Source organism: Cupriavidus basilensis (assembly GCF_000876015.1).
Lineage (GTDB): Bacteria > Pseudomonadota > Gammaproteobacteria > Burkholderiales > Burkholderiaceae > Cupriavidus > Cupriavidus basilensis_B.
This window is the reverse complement of sequence record NZ_BBQM01000034.1, coordinates 53,267-72,070: the sequence shown is the minus strand read 5'-3', so window position 1 is coordinate 72,070 and position 18,804 is coordinate 53,267. Positions and strand designations below refer to the sequence as shown.

Sequence of the window (18,804 nt, the reverse complement as noted above, 5' to 3'; positions counted from 1 at the left end):
GAAACAAGGAGTTGCAATGAAAGCATTGCTCGATCTCTTTAAGCAGGTTCAGCAGGAAGAGCAGTTCGACGCGATCAAGATCGGCCTGGCCTCGCCGGAGAAGATCCGTTCGTGGTCGTACGGTGAAGTCAAGAAGCCGGAAACGATCAACTACCGCACGTTCAAGCCCGAGCGCGATGGCCTGTTCTGCGCCAAGATCTTTGGCCCGATCAAGGACTACGAGTGCCTGTGCGGCAAGTACAAGCGCCTCAAGCACCGCGGCGTGATCTGCGAGAAGTGCGGCGTCGAAGTGACGCTGGCCAAGGTGCGCCGCGAGCGCATGGGCCACATCGAACTGGCCGCGCCGACCGCGCACATCTGGTTCCTGAAGTCGCTGCCGTCGCGTCTGGGCATGGTGCTCGACATGACGCTGCGCGACATCGAGCGCGTGCTGTACTTCGAGGCATTCGTGGTGCTCGAGCCCGGCATGACCCCGCTCAAGAAGAGCCAGATCATGTCCGAGGACGACTACCTGGCCAAGTGCGACGAGTACGGCGAGGGCGAGTTCGTCGCCATGATGGGTGCCGAAGGCATCCGTGAGCTGCTGCGCGGCATCGACATCGAGAAGCAGATCGAACAGATCCGCGCCGAGCTGCAGGCCACCGGCTCCGAAGCCAAGATCAAGAAGTTCGCCAAGCGCCTGAAGGTGCTCGAGGCGTTCCAGCGCTCGGGCATCAAGCCCGAGTGGATGATCCTGGAAGTGCTGCCGGTGCTGCCGCCCGAGCTGCGTCCGCTGGTGCCGCTGGACGGCGGCCGCTTCGCGACCTCGGACCTGAACGACCTGTACCGCCGCGTCATCAACCGCAACAACCGCCTCAAGCGCCTGCTGGAGCTGAAGGCGCCTGAAATCATCGTGCGCAACGAAAAGCGCATGCTGCAGGAAGCGGTCGACTCGCTGCTGGACAACGGCCGTCGCGGCAAGGCGATGACCGGCGCCAACAAGCGTCCGCTGAAGTCCCTGGCCGAAATGATCAAGGGCAAGGGCGGCCGTTTCCGTCAGAACCTGCTGGGCAAGCGCGTCGACTACTCGGGCCGTTCGGTCATCGTGGTGGGCCCGACGCTCAAGCTGCACCAGTGCGGCCTGCCCAAGCTGATGGCGCTCGAGCTGTTCAAGCCCTTCATCTTCCACAAGCTGGAAACGATGGGCATCGCCACCACCATCAAGGCGGCGAAGAAGGAAGTGGAAAGCCAGACCGCGGTGGTGTGGGACATCCTCGAAGAGGTGATCCGCGAGCATCCGGTCATGCTCAACCGCGCGCCGACGCTGCACCGCCTGGGCATCCAGGCGTTCGAGCCGGTGCTGATCGAAGGCAAGGCCATCCAGCTGCACCCGCTCGTCTGCGCGGCGTTCAACGCCGACTTCGACGGCGACCAGATGGCCGTGCACGTCCCGCTGTCGCTGGAAGCGCAGATGGAAGCCCGCACGCTGATGCTGGCCTCCAACAACGTGCTGTTCCCGGCCAACGGCGACCCCTCGATCGTGCCGTCGCAGGACGTGGTGCTGGGTCTGTACTACACGACCCGCGACAAGATCAACGGCCGCGGCGAAGGCCTGACCTTCGCCGACATCAGCGAAGTGATCCGCGCCTACGAGAACAAGGAAGTCGAGCTGGCTTCCCGCGTGAACGTGCGCATCACCGAGTATGAGCTGGTGGACAAGGACGCCGTGGGCGACGCCCGCTTCGCACCCAAGATCACGCTGCAGGCCACCACGGTCGGCCGCGCGATCCTGTCCGAGATCCTGCCGAAGGGCCTGCCGTTCTCGGTGCTGAACAAGCCGCTGAAGAAGAAGGAAATCTCGCGCCTGATCAACACCGCGTTCCGCAAGTGCGGCCTGCGCGAGACCGTGATCTTCGCCGACAAGCTGCTGCAGTCGGGCTTCCGCCTGGCCACGCGCGCCGGCATCTCGATCGCCATCGACGACATGCTGGTGCCGCCGCAGAAGGAAAAGATCATTGGCGACGCGGCCGCCAAGGTCAAGGAATACGACAAGCAGTACATGTCGGGCCTGGTGACCGACCAGGAACGCTACAACAACGTCGTGGACATCTGGGGCGCCGCCGGCGACCAGGTGGGCAAGGCGATGATGGAGCAGCTCCAGCATGAAGACGTGGTCGACCGCAACGGCAACACCGTCAAGCAGGAATCGTTCAACTCGATCTACATGATGGCCGACTCGGGCGCGCGCGGTTCCGCCGCGCAGATCCGTCAGCTGGCCGGCATGCGGGGCCTGATGGCCAAGCCTGACGGCTCGATCATCGAGACGCCGATCACGGCGAACTTCCGTGAAGGCCTGAACGTTCTGCAGTACTTCATCTCCACCCACGGCGCCCGTAAGGGCCTGGCCGACACGGCACTGAAGACCGCCAACTCGGGTTACCTGACCCGCCGTCTGGTCGACGTGACGCAGGATCTGGTGGTGGTGGAAGACGATTGCGGCACCACCAACGGCGTGGCCATGAAGGCCCTGGTCGAAGGCGGTGAAGTGATCGAAGCCCTGCGCGACCGTATCCTCGGCCGCGTGACGGTGACCGACGTGGTGAACCCGGAAACCCAGGAAACCGCGATCGAAGCCGGCACCCTGCTGGACGAAGACCTGGTCGACCTGATCGACGCCCTCGGCGTGGACGAAGTCAAGGTGCGCACCCCGCTGTCGTGCGACACGCGCTACGGCCTGTGCGGCAAGTGCTATGGCCGCGACCTCGGCCGCGGCGTACTGGTGAACTCCGGCGAAGCGGTCGGCGTGATCGCCGCCCAGTCGATCGGCGAGCCGGGCACGCAGCTGACCATGCGTACCTTCCACATCGGCGGCGCCGCATCGCGCGCGGCAGTGGCATCGAGCGTGGAAGCGAAGGCAACCGGTACCGTGCGTTTCACGGCGACCATGCGCTACGTCACCAATGCGAAGGGCGAGCTGATCGTCATCTCGCGTTCGGGTGAAGCGCTGATCACCGACGACCACGGCCGCGAGCGCGAGCGCCACAAGATCCCGTACGGCGCGACGCTGCTGGTGCAGGACGGCCAGGCCATCAAGGCCGGCACGCAGCTCGCGACGTGGGACGCGCTGACGCGCCCGATCGTGTCGGAGTACACCGGCACGACCAAGTTCGAGAACGTCGAAGAAGGCGTGACCGTCGCCAAGCAGATGGACGAAGTCACCGGCCTGTCGACCCTCGTGGTGATCGACGCCAAGCGCCGCACGGCCGCCACCAAGGGCCTGCGCCCGCAGGTGAAGCTGCTCGACGCGAATGGCCAGGAAGTCAAGATTCCGGGCACGGACCACTCCGTGACCATCGGCTTCCAGGTCGGCGCGCTGATCACCGTGAAGGACGGCCAGCAGGTGCACGTGGGTGAAGTGCTCGCGCGTATCCCGACCGAATCGCAGAAGACCCGCGACATTACCGGGGGTCTGCCGCGCGTGGCCGAGCTGTTCGAAGCCCGTTCGCCGAAGGACGCCGCCGTGCTGGCGGAAGTCACCGGCACGACTTCGTTCGGCAAGGACACCAAGGGCAAGCAACGCCTGGTGATCACCGACCTGGACGGCAACGCCCACGAGTTCCTGATCGCCAAGGAAAAGCAGGTCCTGGTCCACGACGGTCAGGTGGTGAACAAGGGCGAAATGATCGTGGAAGGTCCGGCGGACCCGCACGACATCCTGCGCCTGAAGGGCATCGAGGAACTGGCGCACTACATCGTCGACGAAGTGCAGGACGTGTACCGTCTGCAGGGCGTGAAGATCAACGACAAGCACATCGAAGTGATCGTGCGCCAGATGCTGCGCCGCGTGCAGATCTCGGATGTGGGCGACACCAAGTTCATCCCGGGTGAACAGGTGGAGCGCTCGGAACTGCTCGACGAGAACGACCGCGTGATCGCCGAAGGCAAGCGTCCGGCCACGTACGAGAACCTGCTGCTCGGTATCACCAAGGCGTCGCTGTCGACCGACAGCTTCATCTCGGCGGCATCGTTCCAGGAAACCACGCGCGTGCTGACCGAAGCCGCGATCATGGGCAAGACCGACGACCTGCGCGGTCTGAAGGAAAACGTGATCGTCGGCCGTCTGATCCCGGCCGGTACCGGCCTGGCCTACCACCGCGCCCGCAAGGCGCGCGAGGCGGCCGAGCGCGAACGCGCCCAGGCGATCTCCGACGAAGAGCAGTCGCTCTTCATCGAGCCGCCGGTGGTGCCGGCGACGACGGAAGGCGAGGGCGACGCGGTCTGATCGCATTGACCGTGTTTTCCTGACGCCTGCCCAAGTCAGCGCGAAAGGCAATAGCAGCAGAAGTGGAAAAGCCCGGCTTTCGAGCCGGGCTTTTTTTCGTCCGGCGCTTGCGCAGCGCCTGCCGCTGGCCTTGTCCTGTCTTTCGGTTGCCTTTCATGGCGCTTTCGCCGGGCTTTCAGCCGCGCGGCGCGGGCAGCGCGCCGTTTTTTCGCGAATTCGGCCGGATGCCGCGGGATGCCGAGGGATACGGTCAGAAGCCGTCGACTTGAACGTACTTATGGAAAATGCCGCCGAATTATTGCTGAATAAGAAATGAAATAGCGTGCTCATTGACTTGACCCTCCGCATCGTTGCTCCTAGCATCCACGCAAATCGCCGATTTGTTCGAGAGAAGAACGCAAGTTCTACAGGCGACAAAAATCATCATTTGTGGGGACACGCAGTGAGCAAGATCGCAGGTTTCTTTACCGAACTGATGCGCCGGTATTTGCCGGATCCTTTCGTTTTCGCCATCGCGCTGACGTTGCTGACGATGGTCATGGCGATCCTGCTGGAGGGCCAGCCCGCCCCGGCGGTGATCCTGAGCTGGGGCAAGGGCTTCTGGAACCTGCTGGCGTTCACCACGCAGATGGCGGTGATCCTGGCGATGGGCTACGTGCTCGCCGCCGCGCCGCTGACCGACCGCCTGCTCGACCGCATCGTCGGCGCCGTGCACACGCCGCGCGGCGCGGTGATCGTCGCCACGCTGGTGGGCGCCATCGGCAGCTACCTGAACTGGGGCTTCGGCCTGGTGATCGGCGGCATCATCGCCAAGAAGCTCGCCACCAAGGTGCGGGGTGTGCATTACCCGCTCATCATCGCCGCCGCGTACAGCGGCTTCACCATGTACGGGCTGGGCCTGTCGGCCAGCATCCCGGTGCTCATCTCCACGCCGGGCCATCCACTCGAAAAGTCGATGGGCGTGGTGCCGCTGTCCGAGACCATCTTCTCGCTGCCGATGCTGCTGACCAGCCTGGTGGTCCTGGTGACGCTGCCGCTGCTCAATGCCTGGCTGCACCCGCGCAACCCGGCCGACGTCGTCGAGATCAAGCCCGAGGCCAGCGCTGCCGACACCGCGCAGGGTTCCGGCCACAGCCTCGGCGGCGATGGCACCGTGGCCGCCCGGCTGAACCACAGCCGCTTGCTGAGCCTGGCCATCGGCCTGTGCGGCGTGGGCTACGCCGTGCTGTACTTCCGCGCGGGCGGCTCGCTCGACCTGAACCTGATCAACTTCATGATCCTGTTCCTGGGCGTGCTGCTGCTGGGCACGCCGGTCAACTACGTGGCCAAGCTCAACGAAGGCATCAAGACCATCTCGGGCATCATCCTGCAGTATCCGTTCTACGCTGGCATCATGGCGATCATGGCCGGCTCGGGCCTGGTCGACAGCATCTCGCGCGTGTTCGTGGACATCGCCACGCCGCAGACGCTGCCGTTCTGGGGCCTGATCAGCTCCTTCGTCATCAACTTCTTCGCACCGTCCGGCGGCGGCCACTGGGTGATCCAGGGACCGTTCATGATCGACGCCGCCAAGGCCATCGGCAGCTCGATCAGCCAGACCTCGATGTCGGTGATGCTGGGCAACGCCTGGAACGACCTCGTGCAGCCGTTCTGGATCCTGCCCGCGCTGGCGCTGTCCAAGCTTAGCCTGAAGGACGTGATGGGCTACACCGTGATCATGATGTTCTGGGTCGGCCTGGTGTATATCGGCGCGCTGCTGCTGTGGGGCGCGCAGATCGGCTGAAGCCGGCCCGCCTCGCACCGCCAGCCAACCCGTCGAAACCGAATCGCGCAGAGGAGACCACCATGCCGTTCCTGATCGAAACCTGGGACAAGCCCGCGCACCAACCGGTGCGCCAGGCCAGCCGGGCCGCCCATCTCGCCTACCTCGAGGCCAACAAGGCGCTGCTGCTGGCCTGCGGCGCCAAGCTCAACGACGACGGCAGCGATGCCGGCGGCGGCTTCTACATCGTCGACCTGGACACGCGCGAAGCCACGCAGGCCTTTATCGACGCCGATCCGTTCGCCCTGGCCGGCCTGTTCGGCGAAGTGCGCATCACGCGCTGGCGCAAGGCCTACCTCGGCGGCACATGCTATCTGTGAGCCTGTCCCGCACCTGAGCGGCCACCGCGCCGCCCGCCTGCCGGCCCGCGGCGCCCTGCCCGCGCAGGCGCCCGCCGGCGCAACGACCCGAGACCAACATGCGATGGAAGAACCGGCCGGACGGCTCCAACTGGGGCGAGTTCGGCCCTGACGACCAGCTCGGTCGCCTCAATCTGATCACGCCGGACAAGGTGCGCGACGCCGCGCGCGAGATCCGCACCGGCAACACCTTCTGCCTCTCGCTGCCGCTCGACCTGCCGGGCGGCAACGCGCTCAACGTGCGGCGCCATCCGCCGCAGCTGCGCCCGACCTTTCGCGACGGCATCGCCTACGTCAATTTCCCGCTGGCCAAGGTCGACGCCAACGCGCTCGACGTGCTCAGCGACGACCAGGTCCTGCTGTCGCTGCAGTACTCGACGCAATGGGATTCGCTGGCCCACGTCGGCGCGCTGTTCGACGCCGACGGCGACGGCGTGGCCGAGCGCGTCTACTACAACGGCTTCCGCCCCAACCAGGACATCGTCGGCCCGGTCGACTACGCCGAGGCCGACGGGTTTGCCGCCCATCCGTGCGGCCACGACCACAGCCACGCCGCGGCGCTGGGCATCGAGCATTTCGCCGCGCACGGCATCCAGGGCCGCGGCGTGCTGCTGGACGTCGCCGAATACCACGGCCGCGGGTTCGCCACGCTCGGCTACGACGACCTGATGCGCGTGATCGAGGCCGACCGCGTGGAGATCGGCGAGGGCGACATCCTGGTGCTGCGCACGGGTTTTGCCGAGATGGTGCTGGAGATGAACGGCACGCCCGACGCCGAGCGCCTGCACCATAGCTGCGCCGCGCTCGACGGCCGCGACGAGCGCCTGCTGCAATGGATCACCGACAGCGGCATCGCCGCGCTGGCGGCCGACAACTACGCGGTCGAGCGCTTTCCCGCGCGCCCGGCCAGCGGCGCCGCGCCGGCCCTGCCGCTGCATCACCACTGCCTGTTCAAGCTCGGCCTGCCGCTGGGCGAGCTGTGGTACCTGCGCGAGCTGGCCGGCTGGCTGCGCGCCAACGGCCGCACGCGCTTCTTCCTCAGCGCGCCGCCGCTGCGGCTGCCCGGCGCGCTCGGCTCGCCGCTGACGCCGGTCGCCACGGTGTGACCTTTCATTCAACGCACGAAATACGACGTACCGCCAAGCCCAGGAGATATTCATGTTGTTCATGGCAGAAATGACCGTCCGCATCCCGCATTCGCTCGATACGCAGTTCGTCGAGAAGCTCAAGGCCGATGAAAAGGCGCTGTCGCAGAAGCTGCAGCGCGAAGGCAAGTGGCGCCACCTGTGGCGCGTGGCCGGCCAGTACGCCAATGTCAGCATCTTCGACGTCAAGGACAACGACGAGCTGCACACGCTGCTGACCTCGCTGCCGCTCTATCCGTACATGGACATCACCGTGACCGCGCTGGCGCAGCACGGCTCGGCCATCGCGCAGAACTGAGCCGCGCCGCCAACCCACCGATCCACCGGAGTCCCGCACACCATGCCTTACGCAGACCTACCCGACGTCCGCCTGCACTATCGCCTCGACGGCGACGCCAGCCTGCCGGTGCTCGTGCTGTCCAACTCGCTCGGCACCAATCTCGACATGTGGCAGCCGCAGGTGGCCGCGTTCTCGCAGCGCTTCCGGCTGCTGCGCTACGACACGCGCGGCCACGGCGCGTCCTCGGTCACGCCGGGCCCGTACACCATCGCGCAGCTGGGCCAGGACGTGATCGGCCTGCTCGACCACCTGCAGATCGCGCGCGCGCATTTCTGCGGCCTGTCGATGGGCGGCATCACCGGCATGTGGCTCGCCGTGCATCATCCGCAGCGCATCGACCGCCTGGTGCTGAGCAATACCGCGGCCTACATCGGCCCGCCCGAGAACTGGACCAACCGCGCCGCGGCGGTCGAGCGCGACGGCGTGGCGTCGATCGCCGCGGCCGTGGTCGAGCGCTGGCTCACGCCCGGGTTTGCCGCGCAGCAGCCGGCGCTGGTGGCATCGCTGCTGGCCATGCTGGGCGCCACCGACGCGGCCGGTTATGCGGCCAACTGCCGCGCGGTGCGCGACTCGGACCTGCGCGAGGCCGTGGCGGCCATCACGCGTCCGACGCTGGTGATCGCCGGCGCCAACGACCTGCCCACGCCGCCGCGTGACGGCGCCTTCCTGGCGCAGGCCATTCCCGGCGCGCGCTACGTCGAGCTGGCGCCGGCCGCGCATCTCTCGAACCTGGAGCAGGCCGAGCCGTTCGCCCGGGCGGTGCTGGACTTCCTGCAGGGCTGAAGCGGGCGCCGCGGCGCCGGCGGGATGGCCGGCGCCGCGCGGGCGCGCAACGGTTGGAAACGTCCGTGCCGGGCCCTTAGTGGTATGGTTACGCCTTTCCGGCTTGCCGGGGCTTTTCCGGCTTCACCGCTATCGTTTCCCTATGTCGCGCGCGCTGGCGATTCTCAAGGATGTTTTCGGGTACCACGCCTTCCGCGGCCGCCAAGCCGAGATCATCGACCATGTGGCCGACGGCGGCGATTGCCTGGTACTGATGCCCACCGGCGGCGGCAAGTCGCTGTGCTACCAGATTCCGGCGCTGCTGCGCCAGCGCGCGGGGCAGGGCACCGGCATCGTGGTGTCGCCGCTGATCGCGCTGATGCAGGACCAGGTGGCGGCCCTGACCGAGGCCGGCGTGCACGCCGCCGTGCTGAACTCGACGCTCAGCGGCGCCGAGGCCGCGGCGGTCGAGCGCGACCTGCTCGCCGGCCGGCTCGAGATTCTCTACGTGGCGCCCGAGCGGCTGATGACGCCGCGCTTCCAGGACCTGCTCGAGCGTACCCGCATCGGCGTGTTCGCCATCGACGAGGCGCACTGCGTGTCGCAGTGGGGGCACGATTTCCGCCCGGAATACATCCAGCTGTCGGTGCTGCACGAGCGCTTCCCCTACGTGCCGCGCATCGCGCTCACCGCCACCGCGGACTCGGTCACGCGCGAGGAGATCGTCGAGCGCCTGTCGCTGCATGACGCGCGCGTCTTCGTCTCCAGCTTCGACCGCCCCAATATCCGCTACCGCATCGTCGAGAAGGACAATGCGCGCCAGCAGCTGCTGTCCTTCATCAAGGCCGAGCACCTCGCCGCGGACGGCACCCACGACAGCGGCATCGTCTACTGCCTGTCGCGCAAGAAGGTGGAGGAAACCGCGAGCTGGCTCAACAGCCAGGGACTCAACGCGCTGGCCTACCACGCCGGCATGGACGCCGGCGTGCGCCAGCACCACCAGGCGCGGTTCCGCGAGGAAGAGGGCGTCATCATGGTGGCCACCATCGCCTTCGGCATGGGCATCGACAAGCCCGACGTGCGCTTCGTTGCCCACATGGACCTGCCCAAGAGCATGGAAGGCTATTACCAGGAAACCGGTCGCGCCGGCCGCGACGGCCTGCCCGCCAACGCCTGGATGGCCTACGGCCTGGGCGACGTGGTGCAGCAGAAGCGCATGATCGACGAGTCAGAGGCGGACGAGGCCCACAAGCGCGTGTCGTCCGCCAAGCTCGACGCGCTGCTCGGGCTGTGCGAGACCGCCGGCTGCCGCCGCGTGCGCATCCTGGCCTACTTCGACGAAGCCAGCGAGCCGTGCGGCAACTGCGACACCTGCCTGGAGCCGCCCGCCACCTGGGACGGCACGCGCGAGGCGCAGATGGCGCTGTCCTGCGTCTACCGCACCGCGCAGGCCAGCCGCGTGCACTTCGGCGCCACGCACCTGGTCGACGTGCTGCGCGGCAACGCCTCGGAGAAAGTGCGCCAGTGGGGGCACGACAAGGTTTCCACGTTCGGCATCGGCGCCGAGCGCTCGGTGTCCGAGTGGCACGCGGTGTTCCGCCAGCTGATCGCGCACGGCCTGCTGGTGATCGACCACGGCGGCCACGGCTCGCTGCTGCTGGGCGAGTCCGCGCGCGCGGTGCTCAAGGGCGAGATGCCGATCACGCTGCGGCGGCAGGCCAGCAAGCCCGGGCGCAGCGGCGAGCGCGCCGCGCGCGGCGGCAGCGGCACGCGCACCGACCACACCGCCGGCATGGACGCCGACGCGCTGGCCAACTGGGAAGCGCTGCGCAAGTGGCGCACCGACACCGCGCGCGAGCACGGCGTGCCGGCCTACGTGATCTTCCACGACGCCACGCTGGCCGAGCTGGCGCGCAGCGCGCCGGACTCGCTGGCGGCGCTGGCCGAGGTGCCCGGCATCGGCGCGGCCAAGCTCGAGCGCTACGGTGACGCGATCCTCGAGACGCTCGGCGCGGTGTAGCGGCCGGCCGGCAACGGCGCATGTCGACGGCATGGTCGGCATAGGGGAACGTATACGTATACCCGCTTGACCGTTTGCGATTGCCCTGCTAGCATGTCAGATTCGAGTTTTTGGCTTTGGATTTCGCTCGCCTGTCGGATTTGTGGCCTCCGGTCCGCAATCGGCAAGCCTGCCGGGGGATCGACGATGTCTCCGGTGGTGTGGTCGCAGCGGGATCCCCGGCGAGCTCGCGCTCTTTGGCCGTCTGTACTTCCACAGGTCCCGTCTCAAGAGCGCCCGCTCACCTTTCCCGCCCAAAACCCGTCGTTGCCCTTCCGGCCCATTGCTTGTGGCGGAGGGGTGTTTTTCGTAAAACCAAGCTGGATTGAACAATGCCAACTATCAACCAACTGGTTCGCAAGCCGCGCGTCTCTGAAGTCGTCAAGAGCAAGAGCCCGGCGCTTGAGAACTGCCCCCAGCGTCGCGGCGTGTGCACCCGTGTGTACACCACGACGCCGAAGAAGCCGAACTCGGCACTGCGTAAGGTCGCCAAGGTGCGCCTGACCAACGGTTTCGAGGTCATCTCGTACATCGGCGGTGAAGGCCACAACCTGCAGGAACACTCGGTCGTGCTGATCCGCGGCGGCCGTGTGAAGGACTTGCCGGGTGTGCGCTACCACATCGTCCGTGGCTCGCTCGACCTGCAAGGCGTGAAGGATCGCCGCCAGGCTCGTTCGAAGTACGGCGCGAAGCGTCCGAAGGCTGCCTAAGTCAAGGTTTGCAGCCTGGGCCGAGGCCCGAAGCCATAACCGATGGCCTGTGGCGGTTGCGTCATGGTGCTGTCACCAGGCGGCGGTACAACGGAGCGTTTTTCGCGCCGTGCCGTCGAGTAAGTGGTCACCCGGCGAATTTGCCTGAATGGAAGGCAAGCTAGTTGGTGGCCGGAGAGCGGGAAATCTGTGCCGCGCTCTCAACTGAATCTAAAGGAAAGAAGATGCCACGTCGTCGTGAAGTCCCCAAGCGGGAAATTCTGCCTGATCCGAAGTTCGGTAACGTCGAAGTTGCCAAGTTCATGAACGTGCTGATGCTGGACGGCAAGAAGTCGGTTGCCGAACGCATCGTCTACGGCGCGTTCGACCAGATCGAAAAGAAGGCAGGCAAGGCCCCCGTCGAAGTGTTTTCCGTTGCCATCAACAACGTGAAGCCGGTGGTCGAAGTGAAGAGCCGTCGCGTGGGCGGCGCCAACTATCAGGTTCCGGTCGAAGTCCGTCCGTCGCGTCGTTTGGCATTGGCGATGCGTTGGCTGCGCGAGGCCGCGAAAAAACGCAGCGAGAAGTCGATGGCGCTGCGCCTGGCAGGTGAGCTGCTGGAAGCATCGGAAGGCCGCGGCGGCGCGATGAAGAAGCGCGACGAAGTGCACCGCATGGCCGAAGCCAACAAGGCGTTCTCGCACTTCCGCTTCTAAGGCGCGCGGGTTACGTCGTTGGTTGCCGGGCGGGCTGTGTCACGACACGCTCGCCCGTTTGTGTTACGGGCGCTGGCAATGAGATGCCGGCGCCTCACGGACGAATAGAGGATTAAAGTGGCTCGTAAGACTCCCATTGAGCGCTACCGCAATATCGGTATCTCGGCTCACATTGACGCGGGTAAAACCACCACGACCGAGCGCATCCTGTTCTACACCGGTGTGAACCACAAGATCGGTGAAGTGCATGATGGCGCCGCCACGATGGACTGGATGGAGCAGGAGCAGGAGCGTGGCATCACGATCACCTCCGCTGCGACCACCGCCTTCTGGAAGGGCATGGCCGGCAACTATCCCGAACACCGCTTCAACATCATCGACACCCCGGGCCACGTGGACTTCACCATCGAGGTGGAGCGTTCCATGCGCGTGCTGGACGGCGCGTGCATGGTGTACTGCGCAGTGGGTGGCGTGCAGCCGCAGTCGGAAACCGTCTGGCGTCAGGCCAACAAGTACGGCGTGCCGCGCCTGGCCTTCGTCAACAAGATGGACCGTACCGGCGCGAACTTCTTCAAGGTCTACGACCAGCTGAAGACCCGCCTGAAGGCCAACCCGGTGCCCGTCGTGGTGCCGATCGGCGCTGAAGACGGCTTCCAGGGCGTGGTCGATCTGCTGGAAATGAAGGCGATCATCTGGGACGAAGCCAGCCAGGGCGTGAAGTTCGAATACCAGGACATCCCGGCCGAGCTGCAGGCTACCGCTGAAGAATGGCGCGAGAAGATGGTCGAGTCCGCCGCCGAAGCCAGCGAAGAGCTGATGGAAAAGTACCTGGGCGGCGAAGAGCTGACCCGCGCCGAGATCGTCAAGGCGCTGCGTGACCGTACCATCGCCTGCGAAATCCAGCCGATGCTGTGCGGCACCGCGTTCAAGAACAAGGGCGTGCAGCGCATGCTCGACGCCGTGATCGACTTCCTGCCGTCGCCGGTCGACATCCCGCCGGTCAAGGGCGTGGACGAAAGCGACGACGAGAAGAAGCTCGAGCGCAAGGCCGACGACAGCGAGAAGTTCTCGGCGCTGGCGTTCAAGATCATGACCGACCCGTTCGTCGGCCAGCTGATCTTCTTCCGCGTGTACTCGGGCAAGATCAACTCGGGCGACACCGTGTACAACCCGGTGAAGCAGAAGAAGGAGCGTCTGGGCCGTATTCTGCAGATGCACGCCAACCAGCGCGAAGAAATCAAGGAAGTGCTGGCCGGCGACATCGCCGCCGCGGTGGGCCTGAAGGACGCCACCACGGGCGATACGCTGTGCGATCCGGCTGCCCCGATCGTGCTCGAGCGCATGATCTTCCCGGAGCCGGTGATCTCGCAGGCCGTCGAGCCGAAGACCAAGGCCGACCAGGAAAAGATGGGCATCGCCCTGAACCGCCTGGCCGCCGAAGATCCGTCGTTCCGCGTGCGTACCGATGAAGAATCGGGTCAGACCATCATTTCGGGCATGGGCGAGCTCCACCTCGAAATTCTGGTCGACCGCATGAAGCGCGAATTCGGCGTGGAAGCCAACATCGGCGCGCCGCAGGTGGCCTACCGCGAAACCATTCGCAAGAAGGCCGAGGACGTCGAAGGCAAGTTCGTCAAGCAGTCGGGCGGCCGCGGCCAGTACGGTCACGCCGTGATCACGCTGGAACCGCAAGAGCCGGGCAAGGGCTTCGAATTCATCGACGCCATCAAGGGCGGCGTGATTCCTCGCGAATACATCCCGGCGGTCGAAAAGGGCATCGTCGACACGCTGCCGGCCGGTATCCTGGCTGGCTTCCCCGTGGTGGACGTGAAGGTCACGCTGACGTTCGGTTCGTACCACGACGTGGACTCGAACGAAAACGCGTTCCGCATGGCCGGCTCGATGGCGTTCAAGGACGCCATGCGCAAGGCCAGCCCGGTTCTGCTCGAGCCGATGATGGCCGTGGAAGTGGAAACGCCGGAAGACTACACGGGTACCGTGATGGGCGATCTGTCGTCCCGCCGCGGCATCGTGCAGGGCATGGACGACATGGTGGGCGGCAGCAAGATCATCAAGGCTGAAGTCCCGCTGTCGGAAATGTTCGGTTATTCGACGTCGCTGCGCTCGGCCACGCAAGGCCGCGCCACGTACACCATGGAATTCAAGCACTACGCCGAGGCGCCGAAGAACATCGCCGAAGCGGTGATGGCGGCCAAGGGCAAGTAAGTAAAGCTTAACCGCCGCGCGCGACCCGCGCGGCGGTGCAATGAACTGTATAAAAGACTGCATTCCATTAGGAGCTGAAAAATGGCAAAGGAAAAGTTCGAGCGGACCAAGCCGCACGTGAACGTTGGTACGATCGGTCACGTTGACCACGGCAAGACCACGCTGACGGCAGCGATCGCCACGGTGCTGGCAGCGAAGTTTGGCGGTTCGGCCAAGAAGTACGACGAAATCGACGCAGCGCCGGAAGAAAAGGCACGCGGTATCACCATCAATACCGCCCACGTCGAGTACGAAACGGCCAATCGCCACTACGCGCACGTCGACTGCCCGGGCCACGCCGACTATGTGAAGAACATGATCACGGGTGCCGCCCAGATGGACGGCGCGATCCTGGTGTGCTCGGCCGCCGACGGCCCCATGCCCCAGACCCGCGAGCACATCCTGCTGGCCCGCCAGGTCGGCGTGCCTTACATCATCGTGTTCCTGAACAAGTGCGACATGGTCGACGACGCCGAGCTGCTCGAGCTGGTCGAAATGGAAGTGCGCGAACTGCTCTCGAAGTACGAGTTCCCCGGCGACGACACCCCGATCATCAAGGGTTCGGCCAAGCTGGCGCTCGAAGGCGACAAGGGCGAGCTGGGCGAAGTGGCCATCCTGAACCTGGCCGACGCGCTGGACACCTACATCCCGACGCCGGAACGTGCCGTTGACGGTACCTTCCTGATGCCGGTGGAAGACGTGTTCTCGATCTCGGGCCGCGGCACCGTGGTGACCGGCCGTATCGAACGCGGCATCATCAAGGTCGGCGAGGAAATCGAAATCGTCGGTATCAAGCCGACGGTCAAGACCACCTGCACCGGCGTGGAAATGTTCCGCAAGCTGCTGGACCAGGGTCAGGCCGGCGACAACGTGGGCCTGCTGCTGCGCGGCACGAAGCGCGAAGACGTGGAGCGCGGCCAGGTGCTGTGCAAGCCGGGTTCGATCAAGCCGCACACGCACTTCACCGGCGAGGTCTACATTCTGTCGAAGGACGAAGGCGGCCGTCACACCCCGTTCTTCAACAACTACCGCCCGCAGTTCTATTTCCGCACGACCGACGTGACCGGCTCGATCGAGCTGCCGAAGGACAAGGAAATGGTCATGCCCGGCGACAACGTGTCGATCACGGTCAAGCTGATCGCCCCGATCGCGATGGAAGAAGGCCTGCGCTTCGCCATCCGTGAAGGCGGCCGTACCGTCGGCGCCGGCGTCGTGGCCAAGATCCTCGACTGATAAAAAACTTCCTGGAACTGGCTGGCGGTACAATGCCGCTGGCCTTTTCCCATGTTCCAGGGCGCATGCGCCCATCGCTCTTTTAAGGAAATATCATGCAGAACCAGAAGATCCGTATCCGCCTGAAGGCTTTCGACTATCGCCTGATCGACCAGTCGGCAGCCGAAATCGTGGATACCGCCAAGCGTACCGGCGCGATCGTCAAGGGCCCGGTGCCCCTGCCGACCCGCATCCAGCGCTTCGACATCCTGCGTTCGCCGCACGTCAACAAGACCAGCCGCGATCAGTTCGAGATCCGCACTCACCAGCGCCTGATGGACATTGTCGATCCTACCGACAAGACCGTTGACGCACTGATGAAGCTCGACCTGCCGGCAGGCGTCGACGTCGAAATCAAGGTGTAAAGCCATTCCGCGCAAGGCCGCCCCAGGCGGCCTCGGGCAACGAAAACGGCGAACTTCGGTTCGCCGTTTTTGTTTTTGCGCGCCTCCTCCTCGTACCGTCCCGGCGCGGCCCCTTCCTCATGCCGGCCCGCGCCGCCGCAGCGTCTGTCCCGGCGCTTCGCCGAAGCTTTTGCGGTATTCCATGCTGAACCGTCCCAGGTGGCTGAAGCCCCAGCGCAAGGCCGCCGCCGTGACCGAATCGACGGTCTTGTCGCTGAGCAGGTCGTGCCGCACGCGCTCGAGCCGGACCGCGCGCAGGTAGGCCATCGGGCTGATGCCGCGATGCTCGCGGAAGCCCGCGTACAGCCCGCGCAGGCTGACCCCGGCCACCTCCGCCAGCACGGCGGGCGTGAGCGGCGCGTGGGCATGCGCGTGGATGTATTCCTCGACCCGCCTGACGTGGCGCGGCGCCAGCGGCTTGCCGCGCGCCTGCAGCGCCTCGCTGAGATTGTGCGGCTGCGCCGTCAGCAGCGTGCCGATCACCAGCTGCTCGAGCTGGCAGGCGGTCAGCGGATGGCGCGCCGTGTCCGGCGCTTGCGCCAGCAGGTCCGCCAGGTAGTGCATCAACTGGTACCACGCCGCCGCGCGCCGCCACGCCATGCCGAGCTGGAAGCGCAGCGCCTGCCGCGGGGGGTGCCCGAGGTGGGCCGCGCAGACCCGCTCCAGCGCGCTGCGCTCCACGCGCACGATCAACTGGTCGCTGTCTTGGCTCCAGCGCATCCGCACCGGATCGGCGGGCGTGAGCACCGAGGCCGTGTCGCGGTCGGAAACGATCCGCTGCGCGCCGCAGTGGATCTCGGCGCTGCCGCCGACCGGCATCTGCACCAGCAGGAAATCCTCGAGCGGCCCCGGCTCGATGCGCACCTCGGCCCCGTAGGCCAGCCGGTTGAACGACACCGCGCCGAGCGGCGCGTGATGCATGCGCGCGGCCAGCGTCGTGCCGGCAATGGCGAGCCGGTGCGGCTTGAAGACGGCGCCGACCGCGGCGCGCGTGCGGGCGTGGTCAGCCGAGGCGAACACCAGCCTGCTCGGGTCTGACAGCAAGGCACCGGCCAGCGGCTCGGCGGCCGTGGCGGCGGGGGGCTGCGGCATGGTCTCGCTCCTCGGCGTCATGGCGCGCCGTTGCTGAAGGGGCCGCATGGTCGGCGTGGCGCCGCCGCGCAGCGCGCGGCCCGGCGCCCGCGCGGGCCGGCGGACGGATTCCTTCGCACCACTATAGTGGATTGCCGCGCAGCGGCGGCGGCGCGGCGCTTGCCCGGCCCGGCATTTTCCTGCACTAATCGGATAGCCGCTGCAGCCGGCGGCTAGTTTGCTGCGGTGCGGATCGCCCATCATGCAATCCGGCACCGCAGCCCCGCCCCCCAAACCAGACAAGAAGGAGCGCCATTCATGGGCCGGACCATCCAGATCCACGCCGCCGACGGCGGCGGCACGTTCAGCGCCTACCTGGCCACCCCCGCCGCGGGCAAGGGCCCGGGCATCGTGCTGTGCCAGGAAATCTTCGGCGTCAACGCCACCATGCGGGCGGTGGCGGACTACTACGCCGAGGAAGGCTACACGGTGCTGGTGCCGGACCTGTTCTGGCGCATCGCGCCCGGCATCGAGCTGGGCGACCGCGGCGCGGACTTCCAGCGCGCGCTCGGCCTCTACCAGCAGTTCGACGAAGCCGCGGGCGTGCGGGACGTGGGCGCCGCGCTGGCCGCGCTGCGCGCGCGCCCGGAATGCGCGGGACAGACCGGCGTGCTGGGTTTCTGCCTGGGCGGCAAGCTGGCCTATCTCGCCGCCTGCCGCCTGGACGGCGTGGCCTGCGCGGTGGCGTACTACGGCGTGGGCATCGAGCGCGCGCTCGACGAAGCCCGCCATGTGCGCGGCCGCCTGGTGCTGCACGTGGCCGGCAGCGACGGCTTCTGCCCGCCCGAGGCGCAGGCGCGGATCCGCGAGGCGCTGGGCGCCCGCGAGAACGTCGAGCTGTACGTCTATCCCGGCGCCGACCATGCGTTCGCGCGCGCCGGCGGCGAGCACTACGGCCGCCCCGCCGCGTTGATGGCGCACCAGCGCTCGATCGCCGCGCTGCGCGCCGAGATGGGCCCGCACTACGATTTCTCGGCGCTGTGGGACAAGCATTGCGAATACGAATTCGCCACGCGCGACGTCGACGCCACGATGGCGACGATGGTGGCCCAGCCCTACGTCAACCACATCCCGACCATGACCGGCGGCGTGGGCCACGGCCAGCTCAGGCGCTTCTACGCCAACCACTTCGTCCACAGCAATCCGCCCGACACCACGCTGATCCCGCTGTCGCGCACGGTGGGCGCCAGCCAGATCGTCGACGAGCTGCTGTTCTGCTTCACCCATACCTGCGAGATCGACTGGATGCTGCCCGGCGTGCCGCCCACCGGCAAGCGCGTGGAGATCCCGCTGATCGCCATCGTCAAGTTCCGCGGCGACAAGCTCTACCACGAGCACATCTACTGGGACCAGGCCAGCGTACTGGTGCAGATCGGCAAGCTCGATCCCGCCGGGTTGCCGGTGGCCGGCGTGGAAACGGCGCGCAAGCTGCTCGACGAGACGCTGCCGTCGAACACGCTGATGGCGCGCTGGCGGGAGAGCGAGGGCAAGTAGCCCGCGCGCGCGCCCGGCATTCCGCCGCGACGCACCCGGCGTATCCATCGCATAGCAAAAAAAAGGGCGTGCCCGCGCGGCGCGG

Annotated in this window: 14 protein-coding genes; 13 read left to right on the top strand and 1 reads right to left on the bottom strand. The window is 66.4% G+C overall.

Translation table 11 applies throughout. The features are described from left to right. Window positions 1-16 precede the first annotated feature (16 nt). The 12 genes from rpoC to rpsJ all read left to right on the top strand — a co-directional run bounded on the left by rpoC (window position 17) and on the right by rpsJ (window position 16,055). Window positions 17-4,261: a DNA-directed RNA polymerase subunit beta' gene (gene rpoC / locus KF708C_RS33170; protein WP_020206071.1), complete on the top strand. Its 4,245-nt coding sequence runs from the start codon at window positions 17-19 to the stop codon at window positions 4,259-4,261. A gap of 442 nt (window positions 4,262-4,703) precedes the next feature. Then, a complete protein-coding gene (locus tag KF708C_RS33165) occupies window positions 4,704-6,044 on the top strand; it encodes a short-chain fatty acid transporter (protein WP_020206072.1) in 1,341 nt (446 codons plus the stop codon). Window positions 6,045-6,106: 62 nt separating this feature from the next. Beyond that, on the top strand, window positions 6,107-6,403 hold the full coding sequence (locus KF708C_RS33160) for a YciI family protein (RefSeq protein ID WP_059416029.1): 297 nt from the start codon (window positions 6,107-6,109) through the stop codon (window positions 6,401-6,403). A gap of 98 nt (window positions 6,404-6,501) precedes the next feature. Beyond that, a complete protein-coding gene (locus KF708C_RS33155) occupies window positions 6,502-7,548 on the top strand; it encodes a cyclase family protein (RefSeq protein WP_059416027.1) in 1,047 nt (348 codons plus the stop codon). 52 nt (window positions 7,549-7,600) lie between these two features. Beyond that, entirely contained in the window at window positions 7,601-7,885 is a 285-nt protein-coding gene (catC, locus tag KF708C_RS33150) for a muconolactone Delta-isomerase (RefSeq protein WP_020206075.1), read from the top strand. A gap of 42 nt (window positions 7,886-7,927) precedes the next feature. After that, entirely contained in the window at window positions 7,928-8,710 is a 783-nt protein-coding gene (pcaD, locus tag KF708C_RS33145; RefSeq protein ID WP_059416025.1) for a 3-oxoadipate enol-lactonase, read from the top strand. 142 nt (window positions 8,711-8,852) lie between these two features. Beyond that, entirely contained in the window at window positions 8,853-10,709 is a 1,857-nt protein-coding gene (gene recQ, locus KF708C_RS33140; RefSeq protein ID WP_020206077.1) for a DNA helicase RecQ, read from the top strand. Between the two features lie 371 nt (window positions 10,710-11,080). Beyond that, window positions 11,081-11,458, top strand: a complete 378-nt coding sequence (gene rpsL / locus KF708C_RS33135) for a 30S ribosomal protein S12 (RefSeq protein ID WP_006162330.1) — start codon at window positions 11,081-11,083, stop codon at window positions 11,456-11,458. Between the two features lie 224 nt (window positions 11,459-11,682). Continuing rightward, entirely contained in the window at window positions 11,683-12,153 is a 471-nt protein-coding gene (rpsG, locus tag KF708C_RS33130; RefSeq protein WP_017224519.1) for a 30S ribosomal protein S7, read from the top strand. Between the two features lie 117 nt (window positions 12,154-12,270). Beyond that, a complete protein-coding gene (gene fusA / locus KF708C_RS33125; protein ID WP_059416023.1) occupies window positions 12,271-14,379 on the top strand; it encodes an elongation factor G in 2,109 nt (702 codons plus the stop codon). Window positions 14,380-14,460: 81 nt separating this feature from the next. Further along, window positions 14,461-15,651, top strand: a complete 1,191-nt coding sequence (gene tuf, locus KF708C_RS33120) for an elongation factor Tu (RefSeq protein WP_020207180.1) — start codon at window positions 14,461-14,463, stop codon at window positions 15,649-15,651. A 95-nt stretch (window positions 15,652-15,746) separates the two neighbouring features. Next, on the top strand, window positions 15,747-16,055 hold the full coding sequence (gene rpsJ, locus KF708C_RS33115; protein WP_006160488.1) for a 30S ribosomal protein S10: 309 nt from the start codon (window positions 15,747-15,749) through the stop codon (window positions 16,053-16,055). 117 nt (window positions 16,056-16,172) lie between these two features. On the opposite strand, the gene KF708C_RS33110 is transcribed toward rpsJ, so the two are convergent. Further along, the gene (locus tag KF708C_RS33110; protein ID WP_059416021.1) at window positions 16,173-17,186 is read right to left on the bottom strand and encodes an AraC family transcriptional regulator; all 1,014 of its coding nucleotides are present in this window, start codon (window positions 17,184-17,186) and stop codon (window positions 16,173-16,175) included. Between the two features lie 297 nt (window positions 17,187-17,483). Between KF708C_RS33110 and KF708C_RS33105 the strand changes: the two genes are divergently transcribed. Next, the gene (locus tag KF708C_RS33105) at window positions 17,484-18,719 is read left to right on the top strand and encodes a dienelactone hydrolase family protein (RefSeq protein ID WP_059416019.1); all 1,236 of its coding nucleotides are present in this window, start codon (window positions 17,484-17,486) and stop codon (window positions 18,717-18,719) included. The last annotated feature ends 85 nt before the right edge of the window (window positions 18,720-18,804 follow it).

Bases quoted from the DNA above. Each gene is read 5' to 3' on its own strand.
- rpoC (WP_020206071.1), top strand. From the start codon at position 17: ATGAAAGCATTGCTCGATCTCTTTAAGCAGGTTCAGCAGGAAGAGCAG.
- KF708C_RS33160 (WP_059416029.1), top strand. From the start codon at position 6,107: ATGCCGTTCCTGATCGAAACCTGGGACAAGCCCGCGCACCAACCGGTG.
- KF708C_RS33155 (WP_059416027.1), top strand. From the start codon at position 6,502: ATGCGATGGAAGAACCGGCCGGACGGCTCCAACTGGGGCGAGTTCGGC.
- catC (WP_020206075.1), top strand. From the start codon at position 7,601: ATGTTGTTCATGGCAGAAATGACCGTCCGCATCCCGCATTCGCTCGAT.
- pcaD (WP_059416025.1), top strand. From the start codon at position 7,928: ATGCCTTACGCAGACCTACCCGACGTCCGCCTGCACTATCGCCTCGAC.
- recQ (WP_020206077.1), top strand. From the start codon at position 8,853: ATGTCGCGCGCGCTGGCGATTCTCAAGGATGTTTTCGGGTACCACGCC.
- rpsL (WP_006162330.1), top strand. From the start codon at position 11,081: ATGCCAACTATCAACCAACTGGTTCGCAAGCCGCGCGTCTCTGAAGTC.
- rpsG (WP_017224519.1), top strand. From the start codon at position 11,683: ATGCCACGTCGTCGTGAAGTCCCCAAGCGGGAAATTCTGCCTGATCCG.
- tuf (WP_020207180.1), top strand. From the start codon at position 14,461: ATGGCAAAGGAAAAGTTCGAGCGGACCAAGCCGCACGTGAACGTTGGT.
- rpsJ (WP_006160488.1), top strand. From the start codon at position 15,747: ATGCAGAACCAGAAGATCCGTATCCGCCTGAAGGCTTTCGACTATCGC.
- KF708C_RS33110 (WP_059416021.1), bottom strand. From the start codon at position 17,186: ATGCCGCAGCCCCCCGCCGCCACGGCCGCCGAGCCGCTGGCCGGTGCC.
- KF708C_RS33105 (WP_059416019.1), top strand. From the start codon at position 17,484: ATGGGCCGGACCATCCAGATCCACGCCGCCGACGGCGGCGGCACGTTC.